21 protein-coding genes are annotated in these 16028 nt (G+C 62.7%); 11 read left to right on the top strand and 10 right to left on the bottom strand.

What is annotated here, in order from left to right:
- Positions 1-30 precede the first annotated feature (30 nt).
- The 6 genes from IWX75_RS15195 to IWX75_RS15170 form a co-directional block, all read right to left on the bottom strand.
- Complete coding sequence (locus tag IWX75_RS15195; protein WP_196823100.1) at positions 31-1038, bottom strand: DDE-type integrase/transposase/recombinase; 1008 nt, start codon at positions 1036-1038, stop codon at positions 31-33.
- Positions 1035-1415, bottom strand: coding sequence for a hypothetical protein (locus tag IWX75_RS15190; RefSeq protein ID WP_334684387.1), 381 nt, complete (start codon positions 1413-1415; stop codon positions 1035-1037). The genes IWX75_RS15195 and IWX75_RS15190 overlap by 4 nt, the downstream gene beginning before the upstream one ends.
- A gap of 105 nt (positions 1416-1520) precedes the next feature.
- Complete coding sequence (locus IWX75_RS15185) at positions 1521-1868, bottom strand: RES family NAD+ phosphorylase (protein WP_196823098.1); 348 nt, start codon at positions 1866-1868, stop codon at positions 1521-1523.
- 116 nt (positions 1869-1984) lie between these two features.
- Entirely contained in the window at positions 1985-2788 is an 804-nt protein-coding gene (locus IWX75_RS15180; protein ID WP_196823097.1) for a retropepsin-like aspartic protease, read from the bottom strand.
- A gap of 387 nt (positions 2789-3175) precedes the next feature.
- Positions 3176-3493: a transcriptional regulator gene (locus IWX75_RS15175; RefSeq protein ID WP_196823096.1), complete on the bottom strand. Its 318-nt coding sequence runs from the start codon at positions 3491-3493 to the stop codon at positions 3176-3178.
- Positions 3490-3960 (bottom strand): hypothetical protein, encoded by a 471-nt coding sequence (locus tag IWX75_RS15170; RefSeq protein WP_196823095.1) that lies wholly within the window; start codon positions 3958-3960, stop codon positions 3490-3492. Before IWX75_RS15170 ends, IWX75_RS15175 begins: the two co-directional genes overlap by 4 nt.
- A gap of 173 nt (positions 3961-4133) precedes the next feature.
- Between IWX75_RS15170 and IWX75_RS15165 the strand changes: the two genes are divergently transcribed.
- On the top strand, positions 4134-4943 hold the full coding sequence (locus IWX75_RS15165; RefSeq protein ID WP_196823094.1) for a hypothetical protein: 810 nt from the start codon (positions 4134-4136) through the stop codon (positions 4941-4943).
- An 80-nt stretch (positions 4944-5023) separates the two neighbouring features.
- Here IWX75_RS15165 and IWX75_RS15160 read toward each other — a convergent pair whose 3' ends face one another.
- The 4 genes from IWX75_RS15160 to IWX75_RS15145 all read right to left on the bottom strand — a co-directional run bounded on the left by IWX75_RS15160 (position 5024) and on the right by IWX75_RS15145 (position 8860).
- Positions 5024-5740 carry a hypothetical protein gene (locus IWX75_RS15160; RefSeq protein ID WP_196823093.1) on the bottom strand — a complete coding sequence of 239 codons (717 nt, stop codon included), beginning with the start codon at positions 5738-5740 and terminating at the stop codon, positions 5024-5026.
- Positions 5741-6017: 277 nt separating this feature from the next.
- A complete protein-coding gene (locus IWX75_RS15155; RefSeq protein WP_196823092.1) occupies positions 6018-6572 on the bottom strand; it encodes a hypothetical protein in 555 nt (184 codons plus the stop codon).
- Positions 6573-7208: 636 nt separating this feature from the next.
- Entirely contained in the window at positions 7209-7688 is a 480-nt protein-coding gene (locus IWX75_RS15150) for a DUF4411 family protein (protein WP_196823091.1), read from the bottom strand.
- The gene (locus tag IWX75_RS15145) at positions 7685-8860 is read right to left on the bottom strand and encodes a helix-turn-helix domain-containing protein (RefSeq protein WP_196823090.1); all 1176 of its coding nucleotides are present in this window, start codon (positions 8858-8860) and stop codon (positions 7685-7687) included. Before IWX75_RS15145 ends, IWX75_RS15150 begins: the two co-directional genes overlap by 4 nt.
- Positions 8861-9402: 542 nt before the next feature.
- Here IWX75_RS15145 and IWX75_RS15140 point away from each other — a divergent pair.
- The 10 genes from IWX75_RS15140 (at position 9403) to IWX75_RS15095 (ending at position 15496) form a co-directional block, all read left to right on the top strand.
- Complete coding sequence (locus IWX75_RS15140) at positions 9403-9996, top strand: recombinase family protein (RefSeq protein WP_196823089.1); 594 nt, start codon at positions 9403-9405, stop codon at positions 9994-9996.
- A 39-nt stretch (positions 9997-10035) separates the two neighbouring features.
- Positions 10036-10338, top strand: coding sequence for a hypothetical protein (locus IWX75_RS15135; protein ID WP_196823088.1), 303 nt, complete (start codon positions 10036-10038; stop codon positions 10336-10338).
- Between the two features lie 22 nt (positions 10339-10360).
- The gene (locus IWX75_RS15130) at positions 10361-10846 is read left to right on the top strand and encodes a hypothetical protein (protein WP_196823087.1); all 486 of its coding nucleotides are present in this window, start codon (positions 10361-10363) and stop codon (positions 10844-10846) included.
- Between the two features lie 133 nt (positions 10847-10979).
- Positions 10980-11936: an oxygenase MpaB family protein gene (locus IWX75_RS15125; protein WP_334684386.1), complete on the top strand. Its 957-nt coding sequence runs from the start codon at positions 10980-10982 to the stop codon at positions 11934-11936.
- A gap of 688 nt (positions 11937-12624) precedes the next feature.
- Positions 12625-13026, top strand: coding sequence for a hypothetical protein (locus IWX75_RS15120; RefSeq protein ID WP_196823086.1), 402 nt, complete (start codon positions 12625-12627; stop codon positions 13024-13026).
- Between the two features lie 226 nt (positions 13027-13252).
- Entirely contained in the window at positions 13253-13507 is a 255-nt protein-coding gene (locus IWX75_RS15115; RefSeq protein ID WP_196823085.1) for a glutaredoxin family protein, read from the top strand.
- Between the two features lie 90 nt (positions 13508-13597).
- A complete protein-coding gene (locus tag IWX75_RS15110) occupies positions 13598-14119 on the top strand; it encodes a single-stranded DNA-binding protein (RefSeq protein WP_196823084.1) in 522 nt (173 codons plus the stop codon).
- Between the two features lie 163 nt (positions 14120-14282).
- Complete coding sequence (locus tag IWX75_RS15105; RefSeq protein WP_196823083.1) at positions 14283-14972, top strand: DNA-binding protein; 690 nt, start codon at positions 14283-14285, stop codon at positions 14970-14972.
- Positions 14973-14993: 21 nt separating this feature from the next.
- On the top strand, positions 14994-15242 hold the full coding sequence (locus IWX75_RS15100) for a helix-turn-helix domain-containing protein (protein ID WP_196823082.1): 249 nt from the start codon (positions 14994-14996) through the stop codon (positions 15240-15242).
- Positions 15239-15496 carry a ParB family protein gene (locus tag IWX75_RS15095; RefSeq protein ID WP_196823081.1) on the top strand — a complete coding sequence of 86 codons (258 nt, stop codon included), beginning with the start codon at positions 15239-15241 and terminating at the stop codon, positions 15494-15496. Before IWX75_RS15100 ends, IWX75_RS15095 begins: the two co-directional genes overlap by 4 nt.
- The last annotated feature ends 532 nt before the right edge of the window (positions 15497-16028 follow it).

The raw sequence follows: 16028 nt of genomic DNA, 5'->3' as shown, positions 1-16028 counted from the left end.
TGTCAAGGCGTTTGAGACACAGCCAAGTGGTTAGGCGTGTGAGGGGACCTCTCTTTGCTGTGGCTGGTTGATCCACGCAGCTGAGGGGCCTGCCGGCGGCACCGGCGGTTGGCCGAACCGGTGCGGGGTAGCCGCGTAGGCGTCCTGGAGTACCGCGGCCCGGAGGGCCTGGATCGCAGTGTAAGTGCCGTCGAAGACAGTGGCGGGGGTGTGGAGCCCGATCCCGGAATGGCGGTGTTCGAAATTGTAGTAAAGGAAGAATTCGTTGGCCCAGACGGTGGCGTCCTGGCGGGAGCCAAACCGCCCGGGGTAGCTGTGGTGGTACTTCGTAGTTTTGAACGCAGCTTCGGAATAGGGGTTGTCATTGGACACGCGCGGCCTTGAATGGCTGCGGTCGATGCCCAGGTCGATCATCAGCTCGGCGACCGGTTTGGACGTCATGGACGTCCCCCGATCGGCGTGGATCACGCCCGGGGTGCCGTGGATCATGACCGCGTCAGCGATGAACTCCCTGGAGCCCAGCCCGGACTCGCGGGTGGTGATGTGCCAGTGGACGACGTAGCGAGAGAACAGGTCAATGATGACCATCAGGTCGTAGTACACGCCCCGGATGGGGCTGGGGAGTTTAGTGATGTCCCAGGACCAGACGTCGTTAGGTTTCACCGCCACGAGTTCGGGTTTCTTCTTCGCCGGGTGGGTGGCCTGGCGTCGGCGTTCACGCACCTGGCCGCGGCCGCGAAGAATGCGGTACATGCTTGATTCCGAGCACAGGTAGGCGCCTTGGTCCAGCATGATCGCGCCGATCTGGGCCGGGGCCTTGTCGGCGAACTCCTCGCTGTTCAACACCTCCAGCACCTGCGCCACCTCCCCGCTGGTGAGCTTGTTGGCAGGGACCGGGCGCCGGGGTTTGGGTCCGTGGACCTTCGGGGCCCGGGAACGGTAGTGCGTGGCCCGGGCGCGTCCCGTGAGGGTGTAGATGATCCGTACGGGAAGCAGCCCGGTGAGCCCGGTGAAGGCCTCGTCTACTGCGGCGCTCACGGCTTGTCGTTGTCCGCTCTCGTGGAGATGTCCTCCAAGAGAGCGTGTAATTTTCCCATCACGCTCAACGCCTCCTCGGTCCGTGCGAGCTTCGCTTCAGCCCGTTCGGCGCGGGTCTTCATGGCCTCAAGCTGGGCCTCGGGGCTGTTCTTCTTCACGGGCCTGGCGGCGGTGGCGAGGCCGGTGAGGGCGCCGGCGTTGCGTGCCCGGCGCCAGGTGGTGATTTGGGAGGAGAACAAGCCTTCGCGGCGGAGGAAGGCGCCCTTGGCTCCGGGGCCGTCGAGGGACTCGTAGGTTTCCAGGATCGAGAGTTTTTCCCCTGGGGTGAAGGAGCGGCGGAGGGGGCGATCTGCACTAGGTTTTTCGGGATCAGCCATGGATCCACCGTCGGTGTTGGCGGTGGGCGAAGCAAGTGCGGTGGTCACAGGGAATCGGTTTCCAAATCTCGCCCTTAAGGAGTCAGTGGGAAAGGACGCGGTGTCTCACCCAATGCTGACAGACAGGGCTGCAGCGTCTGCCGGATCAACCCCAACTGACCTGAGTGCTTGATGATCGCGAAGATCCACGATCCGATCCGCCTCGACATCGAACTCCAGCACTTCGAGTTTGGGAGTGTGGTCGTGTGTGTGAGCGATCATTGCAGCGGCAACACCAGCCTGCGACGAGCTGAGGTACAGAGTCGGCACGTCCGGCGGTGAATACCGGCCGGCGGACCGTGATCCCGTAAGAGCGGCATCACGGTAAGCGGGATCGACAGCTCGAAAGAGGGACCCGGCCACAGTACGCATGAGCGCACCGGCTTCTTTAATAACTGGTTCGTTGATCTGCATGACAACGGCTCCTTCACCTGTGAGTCTCAACTGAAGATGCCAGCTTCCTGCGTTTGGTAGTGGATCCTCGAGCGGGACACTCAGAGGGATCGAATTCCTGGAGAGGCGTCAGCTACTCAGCGAAGTAGCAGCGAGAGCGTCCATTGGCGTCGAGGGAAGTCCATGTACCAGGTGGCTTGATTTAGTGCGGGGTAGCCCAGAATGAGGTCCATCGGTCGGTCTAGCGTGGCGTTCGCTGCACTGAGGTCGACGGCCGCGACCTTCTGGGCTTCGAAGGAGACGCCAGCGGTGGTGACCGGACCCATGATATAGGTCGGTGTCTGCTGTGTCTGGCCGGCGCCGTCTGTCCCGCTTGTCGGATCTACTTGGTAGAACATCTGTGGGTGTTGGGCGATGAGCGAGGTGTCGACCACGGTGATTCCGGCGCCGGTGTCCCATACCGCGGATGCTGTCTCGGATTCCACGACTACATCAAGGTAGGCGTGGCCGACGTCGTCCAGGTACAGAGGCATCGTTGCTCCTGTGGTGTCCGTCGGGCCGTCGAGGGTCAGTGTCTTCTCTGCCAGATTGAGGATGCAGCTGTGATGGCGTAGTACGTCGAGTCCCAGGAGATTGTGAGCGCCTACGGCATCATCCAGGGCTCGACTTACCTCCAGATCCTCGATCAGCAGCTCACCTAAGCGCAAGGGGGGCGCTGTGACGTAGAGGCTTCGGCGTTCCGAGAACACTGTGTAGGACTTGTCCTCGCTGAGGACGGGCCAGTTGCTCGCGAGGTCAGCGCGCACCTGGCTTCGTCGAGCACCTGAATCCAGCACGAAAGGGATGCGGTCCTCGCCAACCTCAACGGTGACCCACACCGTTGCACATAGCGGATCGTCTTCATCAGGCACCACATCGAGCGGGAGGTGGGTAGCTACCATCTGACGATTCTAGGAGCCGACCCAACGCCGACGTTGGGAACCCTTTACGGATACTCGATCCAGTGGATCGAATCGTGTGCCAAATTGGCACCGCAGCGAAAGTCCCAATCGACTCGAACCGGCTGCGGGTAGCCATGAGACGTCGTGGAATTTCGCTTCAATACTTGAAGTTCTGCACCACATTGTGGGCAGCTGACTGGTTTCGGATCACTCATGAGTTCGAACGTAATCGACGGTCACGCCGAGCGCTATGCAGCCTTCCAAGAGAGTGATGCCCCAACTGGTCGTTCTGGCCGCATCCCCAAACGAAAATTGCACGGCATCCGGTCATTGCCCGGTCTCGTCCCCGACCGGTCGACTCGGCTGCGGAACCGCTGAGGGATCGGCTTATGGGGACGGCGTGCTGGGGTCATGGGCGGCGAGGAAGGCTGTCAGTGTGTCGCGGTGTCGCCCATAGGCGGCACGGCCGGCGGGGGTGATGGAGTAGGTGGTGGTGCTGCCGCGGCCGCGGCCGGTCTTGCGCACCGTTACGTGTCCGGCGTGGTTGAGTGCGGTCATATGTCTGGACAGGTCGGAGTCGTTGAGTTGGAGTTGGTCGCGTAGGAACGCGAAGTCGCATGAGGTGCTCGCCGCGATCATGGCGATGGCGGCGAGGCGTTTGGGCTGGTTCAGTGCCGGATCGAGTCCCTCGAGGGGGGAAGTCATGCCAGGCGCTGCCGTACCTGCTGGGCGGCGACGGGATACAGCCGGAACTCGTACGCCCAAACGATGGCTAGTGCCGTGAGGAAGACCGCGATCAGCCCTGCGATATCGCCGAATGATAACCAGATGGCTCCGGAAACGATCAGGGCGGCCATAGCCAGAATTGTGAAGAGCGTAAACGCGCGCTTGATCTCGGGAGGGGCTACAGACAGTCGTGGCCAGGTGCCCCACCGAGCCCGGATGGTCAGCGTCAGAATCAGAACGGCGGTGACGGCCACGAGGAGCAAGCCAATGCCCAGAATGATCTTGCCGTCTCGCATGAGCGGGAAGGTTACGGCGACGACTGTGAAGTAGGTGGCCATGGCGAACGGGTACCAGGCAGAGATACGCGGCGTCTGGGTGAAAGGGGCGGCAGCCGCGCGGTCAGTGGAGCGGAGGTCTGCGTCGAGGTTGTCCATACCGGAAAGCATGGCACTTGCTTATCACTTTCGCAAGTAGAAAGTTTTAGGTGTGCATTTTACTTTCCCGCTACGGCGCCCGTGAGTCGATCCCTCAGCGGGCACCTAATACTCATGGCGAGGGAGAAGTCCGGGCACAATTACTTCAGGTACACACGAACAGCATTTGCGAGCGGAAGAGGCCGATGAACCAGGAGCGTCCGAACGAGGCCATCGCGAAGCAGATCGTTGAGCGGGTGATGGGAATTCAGCTCGAGCATGCGGACACCATCGGCGGAGTCGATTACATTTCCATCGATGGCACCGTCGCCCTCGAAGTTACGGCTGTCACCGACGGCGAGAAGCAGGGCGCTCGTGCCGCGCTTGCGAGGTCTGAGGCAAAGGGTTCTCCGACGAGATTGCAGGGCTGCTGGCTGGTGTTCGCCTCGGACACCCAGGCGCGGATGAAAACCTTCGTTCAGCGAGTGCAGCCGGCGATCGCGGCACTGGAGTTCGCGGGCGAGACGTACTTCGACGATCAGCATGCGATGGTGCAGGTTATCGAGAAGGGTGACCTTTCGCATGTCTACCTGCCGCTACTGAGGGCTGGCGTCGAGAGAGCAACTCACGGCCCGCATCCGGACGGCCCGGCGGATCCGGATCACGTTCACCGTATGTGGGTTAGCCCCGGAAGTGGCGGCTCGGTGAGCGGCAGTGATGAGTCACTGGGCCGACTGATGAAGGTGCTTAATGAGAAGAGCGACAATCCGACGAAGCTGCGTGAATCCGGCGCCGAGCAGTGCCACTTGTTTGTGTGGCTAAACGACGACACTTCGTACAACATCGTCCGCCCACTCAGCCGTGAGGCAACTACTTGGGCGGACGGGGGATGGGGTCTCCCCACGACGGAGCCGCAGCTGGATCCCGCCATTTCACACTTGTGGGTCGTGCACGAGCGGTCCCGACTGGGCTGGTTGTGGGACGGCGACAGGTGGCAGGAGCTGCGAGACCTCTAGGCCGCGCCAATGCGGATCTGCGCGTTCCTCTGGCCAAGCATGCACTTGGTAATGCGGATGTATGTCGGCACTCTGAGGGACTATTTAGGAGGCCTTGCCTGGTACTCCCAGATAGCGTGATCCGCTGACCACGGCGTGACGTTTAGTACTTTGGCGGCGTCCTTGAGCAGCACGCGTGCTTCAGCGACGGTCACTCGTCGCCCTAGGCAGGTGCTGAGCCATCTCAAGACATGTCGGTCGGGCTTCACCCGGTCGTCGTCCCCAGCCGTCATCCAGATGTATCCAGTTCGGATTCCGTCTTGGCCGGCTCCCTTCACTGCCTCTAGGTCCTCCTCGACAGCAGCGGTCCGCTCGGGGTCCGCCGAGAGTTCGGCGAAGTCAGCCAGGGTCTCAATGCCGTGTTTTTCGACAAGGATCTGCGCTATCTGCCTGACTGCTGCCGACTTCAAGATGCCGCTCTTGGTTGAGGTGCGGTGCCGACTGTCGAGTACCTCCGCAAAAGCTTCGTCGTCCAAGTCCTCGATCGAGGCGAGGAACTGGCTCAGTGTTTGCTCGTCCGACCGGGGACTGACAGGCGGTTTGAGCGCATCGCCAGTAAGAAGAACAGAGGACAGGCCCGCGTGGGTAGCGTAGCGACGGACGAGAGGAGCGACTACTTTGTCATAGCTCACGGAGATAGAAAACGTGGCGGAGAGGATGCATAAGGATAGGTGGCCCCATCGATCCTTCCGAGGTTGAGGGTTCAACTCTCGAAGTGCCTCGACGATCCTCGTCGTTTCATCGTGGTTCTCGGTCATGCAACACTTCCCCTCATCGTGTGGCGTGCTCCTGCTGATCCAAGCCTGCAGGGTTCTGCTCGAAACCTACACCGAAGTACTGACGCTCGTGTCTGAGCCACGCAACCGACCATGCTCGAGCATTAGACGTCGGTATCTCAGGGTTTTGGTGAAAGGGAGCGCGGAAGGCGGTGGTATGCCACTAGACGTGATTGAGCTCTGGGCTGCGCTCATGATCCTGACCTGCATGCACGGCGTGCTTCCGCCCGGATAGTTTGCCCAGGTGGAAGCCGGGTGATCAGGCTCTAAGCGACGCGGGCCTGACGACATCCATCCAGTCCAGGAACTCAGCAACAGTGCCGATACGTGCAATCCGTTCGTGAATGGCCCGCTGGTCGTGGCCGGGGATGAATTCGCCTCGTGTTGTCCATCCCTCACAGCCACACCGGCAGAGTGCTCCGGACCCGCCATCGAGTTCTTCGTCGTTAAAGTACCGGACAGGGTTCCTGGCAACGCTGACGGGGGTCGGTTCTCCGACGTACTTGTCGAAGACCGGGTGTCCTTCGGACAGGATCTTGCCGTGGATGGTGTAGCGGTGGTCTCTCGTGTCATCGGGCTGGCGCTCATTAGTCAGTTCGCGCGATTCGATCTCGACCGCCTGGATGACCGTTCTGCCGAAGGAAAAAAGAGCGTATCGCTCATTCTTGGCTCTAGCTCCGAGAGCCCACTCGCCGTGATTCGCCTCGTACATCTCATCGGGCGTCATGCCGGCTTCATATCCCACGAAGGGGCGGCCAAGACCATCCAGTTCGGGATCGACAGACTTTTTTGCGGTGACCGTGATGTGCAGCATCTTCGTTCTCCTTTAATAGTTGGCCGTGCCGGAATAACTAACTATCACCCACGCAATCAGATCGTGTCAATAGATGGTGTTGCCGGGGCTTCCAACTATCGAGGTTGTTCGGTTATGGAAGCAGGTACGGCGGCCGGGTGCCGGTGCTCATGCCGAATCGCGGGAGTCCGACAGGTCCTGCCGGCGGGTATCACAGCGTTGCGCCGAGTACACCCCAATGCAACAGCGCATCAGCGCTGGAATTACGTGGTTCTAGGGTCCGTTCACGGCTTCTGCAACAGAGACGTTCGAGGGTCTAGACGTCACGCAACGCCTGCCCGGCAGTAGTTCGTGGGGGAGTGGCCTCTCATCGGGCACGGTTCGAGACGGTCGGGCGTGCACGGTTGCGATGGTCCACCGCCCGTGCAGGCAACCCCAAGGAGTTGCGCGACGACCGCGAGGACCGACAGGGCTTGTCAGATTCCGTAGTCGGCCGCAGTGGGAGCCGCCGAGGGGCGTCTGTAGTGCAAGGCACTGCGGACGCAGAGATGTTCGAAGTCATGTGAATCAGGCGTCGTTTCGGCCAAAGCCGCCTGCTCTGGCAACACTGCCCAAGCTATGAGCGAGGGAATGACCTGAGGGGGCCGCTCATCTGTGTCATCCAACGACCCAATCTTCCGTGCGGATCAGGTCGATCAGCTTCCCGTGATTGATCTGTCTCTGTTCACAAACATAAGGAATCTTCGGTTTGGCTGGCCCGCCATTGGTCTCGCCGGAAATGACCATGCCCGATTTCACTTCAGCTACGGCGATGACGAATGGGTCGGCGCCGTTCTTACCTCCCTGCTTGAGCCACTGGGGATATTGAGCGACGATCTGGCCGGCGACTGACGCGACCTCAGTTGTCGTCGCGTACATACTTGATGCTCGCCCCATGCCGATTTCTTCACACCATTCCTTCAAGGGCGCGTCGGTGGAGATTGCTTCCGCCCAAGCCTCTTCAGAGATGAGCAGGCGACCGTTGGAGATGAGAGCGTCCACATGATCCCAGAGCTTTGGGAAGTGACGCCGCGGGTAGAACCGCTCGATCCCGTCGATCAAGGCGCTGGTATCGAGCGAGTAGGTCAGAGGGGTCACGCAGGAACCTCCGCGGAAGTAATTCGTTCAACAAGCTTCGGGATCTTGTCGTACGAGACGTCGAGCAGTCGGGCGGTGTCCCTGGAGCTCAGGGCACCTTCGTGATGAGCGCGGACCATGGAGGCGATGAAGGGTCGACCGAGGTCACGTACTTTGAGCTGGTAATAGATGGGGGTATCCCGTCCGCCTCGAGCATCCTTCTCGTCTTGCTTATGACGTTCGTACGCTAGGCGGAATTCGCCGCGCATTTCGGCATAGTCGTCCCAGGTAGCCAGTCCGAGGTGAATCATCCTGATTAGCCCTGCTTCGGCACTGGCGCCGAATTTGTCCGAAACCGTTCGGAGATCCGTGTAGGAGGTCGGGTTGATACTGAGGGTCCGGGATAAGGCGGCGAATGCTTGTCCTGGCATGAGAGCGGCGGCAGCCACTCGGTCGCAGTATCGTTCCTCGGGGGCCGAGGATTGGCGACTGAGGTCGCACAGCCCGCTATGGCGCAAGCTGATATGTGCCAGCTCGTGGAGGAAGGTGTAGATCTTCCCTCGCGGCCAATCAGCTCCGTTCAGGGCGATGACGGGCGCAGGGTCTCCTGAAATAGAGAAGCCGCGCATCTCGGTGACGGGCACACGTTGTACCTGAATTACCAGGTACCCGCGCTCTTCTACCCTTCTCACGAGTGTTCGAAGTAACTCCAGGGGCTGGATCAGGCTACGGGCCGGAAGCTTGTCCAAGCCAAGGTGTTCCCGAAGCTGGTGACCCGCTTTTTCTGGATCCTTTGCGTCAATCTGGAAAATCTGAAGCGGCGGCAGGAAGTCTTCACCGAGTTCTTCGTGGATATCTGAAAGCGCCTCCTGCTGGCGCTTAGCGCGCAGAATCGCTTTGCGAAGTGGTGATGACTCTTCACCTTCCGACTCTGGGCGGCGGAAGTCGGGTAGTTCGAAGACGTTATCTTCCTCTGGTGGAGCGGAGAGGAAGAGGGCAGCGAGTGGGCGGTTGTAGGCGTCTGCCGCAACTCGTAGCTGATTGATGGTGGGTTCAATTTCACCACGCTCCCACTCCGTTATTCGAGTGATCGACACTCCGATGCGCCGCGCGGCTTCTTCATCCGAAAGTCGCGCTGAGGTGCGGGCCCACGCTAGTACTTCCGGGGATGCGGCGAAGCGGCGTAGCTTCACGTCGTAGACCCCCAGTTCATAATTCGATCCTAGCGGGACACGATCCGCATCTTTGAGAGATTCTTCAGCCAGTCGTTGAAGCTAGTACGCGGAGTTCCTCCAGCAGTTCGCTCGCTCCGCTCCTTATAAGGAGCGCCGATGACCGGTGCTGCTCTCCTTCATGGCGCGATCCTAGTCGCGGTCAATCTCGTTGAAGCAATCGCCTTCCGGTTCTGCTTGGCCCGCAAGCCGGTCCGCCACCGGTACACCGACAGCTTGCCTCGAGCCGGCTAACTCGACCTACTCACGACACAAGCCTCCATTCCCATAAGAACCGCCCGACTTAATGCCCGGTGCACGCCCCATATGTGAAACACCGAAACGAACCGAAACCCGCTTCGGAGTGTCTCGAAAAACTACAGATTTACAAGACACCACCTCCTCCTGATCGAGGCCCGAGAACTTTGGCGAGGTCTCGGGACTTCGACTGTCTTGGAAAGTTGCCTCATCATGAAGTGTCTTAGCAGTCGCGTCGCTAGGACTTTGTGAGGCAGACTGTTGAAATGAGGCATCTCGGCTATACCCGCGTGAGTACATCGTCCCAGGACGCGCAGTTGCAACTCGATGCGCTCGTCGCTGCCGGCGTACAAAAGCGCGATGTCTTCGCTGATGTCACCTCGGGTAGCAGGACAGCTCTTGAGCGTCCCGGGATGAAGAAGCTCCTCGAGTATGCCGATGAAGGCGACACCGTGGTGGTGTGGCGCGTCGACCGGCTGGGCCGGTCCCTCATCGATGTGCTGAACACAGTCAACTCGCTGCGCGAGCAAGGGATTCTAGTGCGATCCCTCTCCGATGGCATCGACCCGGAAACCTCGACGGGACGGCTGATGTTGAACATGCTGGCGACGCTGGCGGAGTACGAGCGTGAACTCATCGTCGAACGCGTGAACGCCGGCCTCGTCGCGGCCAGACAGAACGGCACCCGCTTCGGTCGGCCACGATCCGACCCGAAGGTCATCGCAGCGAAGCTCGACGTCGTCGTCGACGCCCGCAAGAAGGGAAAGACCGCAGCAGAAGCCGCGCACCTCGTCGGCTGGAGCAGAGCAACCCTATACAGGCACCAGCAAGCACATGCGGCTCAAGGCCATGTGGGCTGACCGCAAGCGACAGAACTCGTCGGTCATCAGGAGCGCATCATGATCAGGCTCATCCGCTGGTTGCTCACCTCGAGTATCCGGTATAGCTACCGGTTCGTCCGTTTCATCCTCCGGCTGCCGCTGCTGTTGCTGCCCATTCCGCCGCGGGTCCGCAACCAGGTCGCTGGCGCCCTGGCGATCGCGCTTTGGTTCGCCGGCCTGTACGTCGTCGTCGTTGCGGCCGCCGCGCCGTGGTGGGGTCAGCTGATGGTCGCCGCCGCTGCTGTCCTGGTCATTGCCGGGACTGTGCGTATGGAAGGGCGCAAACCGATCTCTCAGCGACGGCCCGCCGCGGTCTGGTGACGTCGTGGTGGGGGAGCGGGCAGTGAGACAGCGCAGGGCAGTAGAGGATCGATTCTGGGAGAAAGTGGTCAAGGGCCTAAAGTCCAACGATTGCTGGATTTGGACCGGCGCAGTGGCCGACGACGGCTACGGCCGGTTCTGGGTCACAAGGGACGGCGAGCAACGCGCCCTGCGGCCGCAACGCTACGCCTACGAACACCTCACCGGAGAGACCCTGCACCCTGGCATCGCCCTGATGCACGTCTGTGACGTGCCGCTCTGCGTCCATGCCAGTACCGGGACAGAAACTCACCTGCTGCCCGGGACCCAAGCGCTGAACATGGTCGACCGGTCCCAGAAAGGCCGGCATGCCAACGCCTCGACCTTCCGGTGGCGCGGCGTCGGCCGCGCCCAGTTCTGCGCCCAGTCGCTCACACTGCGCGCAGCTCTCCTCGAGCACGGATGGAACGAGCCGATCATCCGCCCCCTGCTCACCGGCATCGACCCAGGAGCACCAACGCTCTTCTGACTATGGGAGGGCGACCTGATCACCACGAGCGGCATCGGCTGGGCGATCACCGGCATGTGACAGCCCGGCCTGCAAACCCTGACCACCGCGACCGGTCCGACGACCGGATCAGCTGCCCGAACAGGGGGTAGCGGTGGCTACAGTTAAGCATGTGAGCCCGACACCGCACCCCGCCGACCTGGCCCACCGCGTCCGCCGCGCCTTCCGCGCCCGGGTCTCCGGCGACCCCACCGGGGCGCCGGACTGGGTGCGCGACATCGCCCTGGTCGGGGAGGGACCAGGCTGGTTCGAGCCCGACGGCGTCGTCTGGCGGGTCCACGGCGACCTCTCCACCCTCGTCGGCGGGGTCGCGGCCCTCCTCGGGCAGGGCGCGCACCCGCTGGCGATGGCCGGCGTCGCGCGGCACTCTTCCTACCGCAGCGACCCCTGGGCCCGCCTCGCCGGGACCGCGCGCTGGCTCACCGTGAGCACCTTCGGCTCCGCGGAGCTCGCCGAGCGGGATTCGGCGCGGGTCCGCGGCCTGCACGGGCGGGTCCGCGGCAACACCGACGACGGCCGCGCCTACTCCGCCTCCGACCCCGCCCTGCTCCGCTGGGTGCACCTGGCCTTCACCGACGCCTTCCTCGGGGCCCACGAGGCCGTCGGCCACGACCTGGCCCCGCAGTTCGGCCGCAACTGGGCCGACACCTACGTCGCCGACTGGTCCCGCAGCGCCCGGGCCCTCGGGGCCGAGGACCTCCCGGTCAACCGCCGGGAACTCGCCGAGGCCCTGCGCGCGGTGGAGCCCGACCTCGAACCCGTCCCCGCCGAGCTCCTCACTTTCCTCGCCGCCCCGGACGGGCTGAACCGGGCCGAGCGGGTCTTCTACAACGGCCTCGCCAGCGCCGGGGCGCTGGTGCTCTCCCCATCCGTGGCCCCCCTCGCCGGGGTGCCCGGCCGCGGCGACCGCTCGCCCGCGGCCCGCCTCCGCTTGCAGCGCACCCGCTGGCAGTTGAGGACCTTCCAGCTGGCACTCGGGCCGTTCAGCCCCTCCGAGGACGCGGCGCGCTACCGGGTCGGCCTCGCCGGCCCCCCGGACTGGCTCGGCTGAGCCTCGGCCGCGCCGGCGTTCAGCCGGGCGGCCTGGCACGTCAGGTGTGCGCGTTCGGCGAGGTTCGTTGCCGCCCGGGCCGACTCGGCGTGACCAGCCAGCCCTTCGGGTCGCGCGGCGGGTCGCCCGGATATACCCGGACCGCCTCCAGCAGGGCTTCCTGCGCGGCGTCCTCAGCGGCGGCGAAGCCGGTGCTGTCATCCCATAGGACGTCCTAGCGGAAGACACGCACTCGGCGGCGGAGCCACCTCGAGGTCGTGTAGTACGTCGTAGCGCGTAACACGAACGGGGTGGGTCCTTTGGCTGGCACGGCCGTCATCTGCCGAGCCTGCCCAGCGTTCTCAATCCCTGAGCGGTCCTCTCGCTTCGCTCCGGTCTGAAAGGGCCCGGGCGCTCCTTCGTCGCACCCGGTCCTGGCGTTTTGTGCTGCTGTCCTACGGATTATGCGCCCCCGCTCCACAGCGTCAACCGGCTCCGCCGGCATCGGGCACACCCATCCTGTCCGGCGCTCCTTCGTCGCTTATTTCCTCCCAGAACGGGCGCACCCTCGCACCTACGGCGTTGAGCACTGCTGCGCCCGGGAGCGAGCGAGCGAGCTCGCCAGCAGGCAAAAAACACGAGGGGAAGGGACCTACTGCTGGTCACTACAGGGTCCCGCCGCCACCACCACAACCAAGGAGCACCAACCATGAACGCTCAGCACACCACGAAGGACACCAGCGAGACCGTCACCGCGCCCACCCTTCCAGCCGATGACAGGTGGGGAGATGGCTACGACTGGATGGGCACCCTGCAAGGCACTGAATGGTCCGAGATGGGCGCGTGGGGCACCGATGGATGGGACGCCGGGTCCTGGCCCTACATCATCTTCGCCGTCGCCACCCATGAGGACGAGACAGGCCCCCTCTACGGGTACGGGACCTACATCGAGGGCGACACTTTTACTCGCTGGTATCGCAGCCAGGACGCCTACAACAAGGCGGTCACCACGGACGTGTTCTGGTACTGGAAGATGGGCCAGTCCGACGGGCCGAAGGACCTACCCGAGACCGCCGCCGAGCTGTCCGCCGAATACACCACACCCTTCTAACACCAGGGCACTGGTTACCGCGTGTGCTCTGCCCCTTCACACGGGCAGGGCGCCCGTCCCACCACCCACCATGACAGCCGCAAAACAGCCATAACGGGCCGGGAAAAGCACTGAATACAAGCGCCAAGAGCCTATTTATTCAGATGAATAAACGCTAGAATTGGTTGTAGCAGCACAGCAGTCGACTCCCACCGATGCCCGCCACGTAACCCAAGGACTGAGTGCTATGACCGTCACTGTTTTCGAGAAACCCACAGGATGCTTCGGATGCAAGAAGACGAAGGAACTGTTCGACGCCGCCGGCGTCGCGTTCGTGGCCGTGGACATCACCACCAACGACCAGGCCCTGGCCTACATCTCAGAGGAGCTCGGCTACAGCCAGGCGCCCGTCGTTGTGTACGAGAAGGACGGCAGCGAGGACCACTGGTCCGGCCTGAATCCCACCAAGATCAGCCAGGTCATCGCCCTCGACGGCAAGTAGCCGAGCTGCGATAGCCCACCCCATTTACTCATTTACTCATTTACTCATCAACGACAGCACCAGCACCCATACGAAAGGCAGTTGAGCATCATGGCCGGAGAAACCGTCATCACCGTCATTGGGAACCTCACCGCAGATCCCGAACTCAGGTTCACCCCCAGCGGGTCAGCGGTCGCAAACTTCACCATCGCTTCCACCCCGCGTACGTTCGACCGGCAGACCAACGACTGGAAAGACGGGGAAACCCTGTTCCTCCGCGCGAGTGTGTGGCGCGAGTCGGCCGAGAACGTCGCCGAGACCCTGACCAAGGGAACCCGCGTCATCGCCCAGGGCCGGTTGAAGTCCCGCAGCTACGACACCAAGGAAGGCGAGAAGCGTACCGTCATGGAACTCGAGGTCGACGAGGTCGGACCGAGCCTGCGCTACGCTTCCGCGAAGGTCAGCCGCACCCAACGCAGCGGCAGCGCGGGCGGGCAGGATGGGGGAGGGCGGCAGGGCAATCAGTACAACCAGGGTCAGCAGTCCGCCGATGATCCTTGGGGAACCCCAGCAGGCGTGAATACCGCCGGTGGATGGGGCAACGGACCCGCTGACAGCGAGCCACCGTTCTGACCGGCACCTCGTGAGGGGTATCCCGCCTAGTGGCGGAGCTACCCCCCTCGATCAGGGAGGCGCCAGGAAGGACGCGGCAGAACGCAGTGTGCGAGCCTCAGTAGTAGTAGGATTACTACTACTACTACTTTAACTGATTGACGCCACATAGAAGGGGTTGAATATGAGTGAAAGCGTGAATGTTGAGGTGCAGGGCCCTCAGGGTCGGTTAAGCGCCCGGGACCGGGTGTACGCAGCGGCGGAGCGGATCGGGGCCGATCGCCGGCCTACGGTGTCAACGGTGCGCGCTGAGGCCGGGGTCAGTAACGCTGACGCGACGCGGTATTTGAAGGAATGGAACGAGGAGAAACTCTCAGCGCACCGAACCATCGCGGCGGCGCCGCCGGCGCTGCTCGAGATGGCCTCTCGTCTGGCGGGGGAGTGCTGGGCTGAAGCGTCGAGGATCGCCGCGGAACGGCACGCTGCCGTGGAAGCGACGTGGAAGCAGGAAAGCAAGGACAAGGACACGGAGATGATAGAGCTCGTCGCTGACCTTGATCAGGCTGCCACCGACAAAGACGCCTTGGTCGCTGATTTCACCGCCCAGGTGGCGGCGCTCGAGGAACAACTGAGAAGCCAGGATGAGGAATTGCAGCGGGCTCGGACGGATGTGCAGGAAACCCGGCAGGAGGCTGTCAACGCGGGCCGGGACCTGGCAAGCGCGCAAACGCACATCACCACCCTGCAGGGCGCCTATGACGCGCTGCTCGAACGAATAACCCCACCCACCCCGGCCACGACAACCACCCCGACCCAAAAGCCAAGCGTCCCCAGCGCAGAGGTGACTGGTGGTAAGTCAAAGCCAGCCACATGACGAAACACCCGGTGGTCGCCCATGAATAAGCACCCCAGACCCCAACGTTTTCTCACCCCGCAGCAGGTAGCAGATGAGCTAAACACTGGATCTCCGACCGTCCGCGGGCTCATTCTGTCAGGGGAACTGCCAGCGATTCAGGTCGGCGGCCGCGGGCAGTGGCGGATTGAGCGCACCAAGCTTGAGGACTACATCACCGCCGCCTACACAAAAGCCCGACGGGATTTCGCCCGCGACGACGGCGCCCCCGGCGGTGGGTCGAGCGGATGAGTAAACGGAAGCCGGCCTCGTTCACCCCGTACTTCACGCAAGCGGACGCCGACCAGGTGCGAGCTGCGTTCCTCGCCGCAGGCCAGGCCGAGGGATACCGGTCTGTGACAGACTTGATCGAAGCGGCTGTGATGCGCGAAGTGAAGCGCCTGCAGCGCAAGCACAACAACGGCAGGAAGTGGGAACCGGTAGCACCGGGGGCCCTCCGGCCAGGCCGACGGACTCTCGAGGAAGAGAAGAACCGGGCCCTATAGATTTCCTCGTTGCGGGGAAACGCAAGAAACGGAAGCGGGAGCTGGTGGTGCAGCTCCCGCTTCCACCTTTTAACTCTCCGGTGGCCGGTTGCCGGCACCACGAACCGGCTACGCGCTTTTCCCTGCGGGTCCTCACATAATGGGCAACGGCTAAGCCCAGCCCCGCAGCGCCACCACCCAGCACGCCCGCTGTGCTCAGATTGAAGACCAGTCTGGCCACCAACACCAGGCCGACGATGAGGGCGAGCTTTACTAGGAGATTGGCGACGCCACGCATGCAGCTCACCCTATGGCGAGCACGTTCCCAGTCGCTACGGCCCAGGGGAAAAACCATCCGTGGCCAGCGGCCGCGGGTGTCTCACCTGTAGTGCTTCCCTGGTTTCCGCTGGCGCTCCAACCAGGGCAATGGTCCTCTCGCTTCGCTCCGGCCTGATAAGGCCCGGGCGCTCCTTCGTCGCACCCGACCCTGACGTTTTTTGCTGCTGTCCTTCGGATTATGCGTCCCCGCTCCACACCATCAATCGGCTGCGCC

It is taken from the genome of Arthrobacter sp. CAN_A6 (genome assembly GCF_015751715.1).
GTDB lineage: Bacteria > Actinomycetota > Actinomycetes > Actinomycetales > Micrococcaceae > Arthrobacter_D.
The sequence above is the reverse complement of the archived record's forward strand: the minus strand, read 5'-3'. Positions and strand labels throughout refer to the sequence as shown.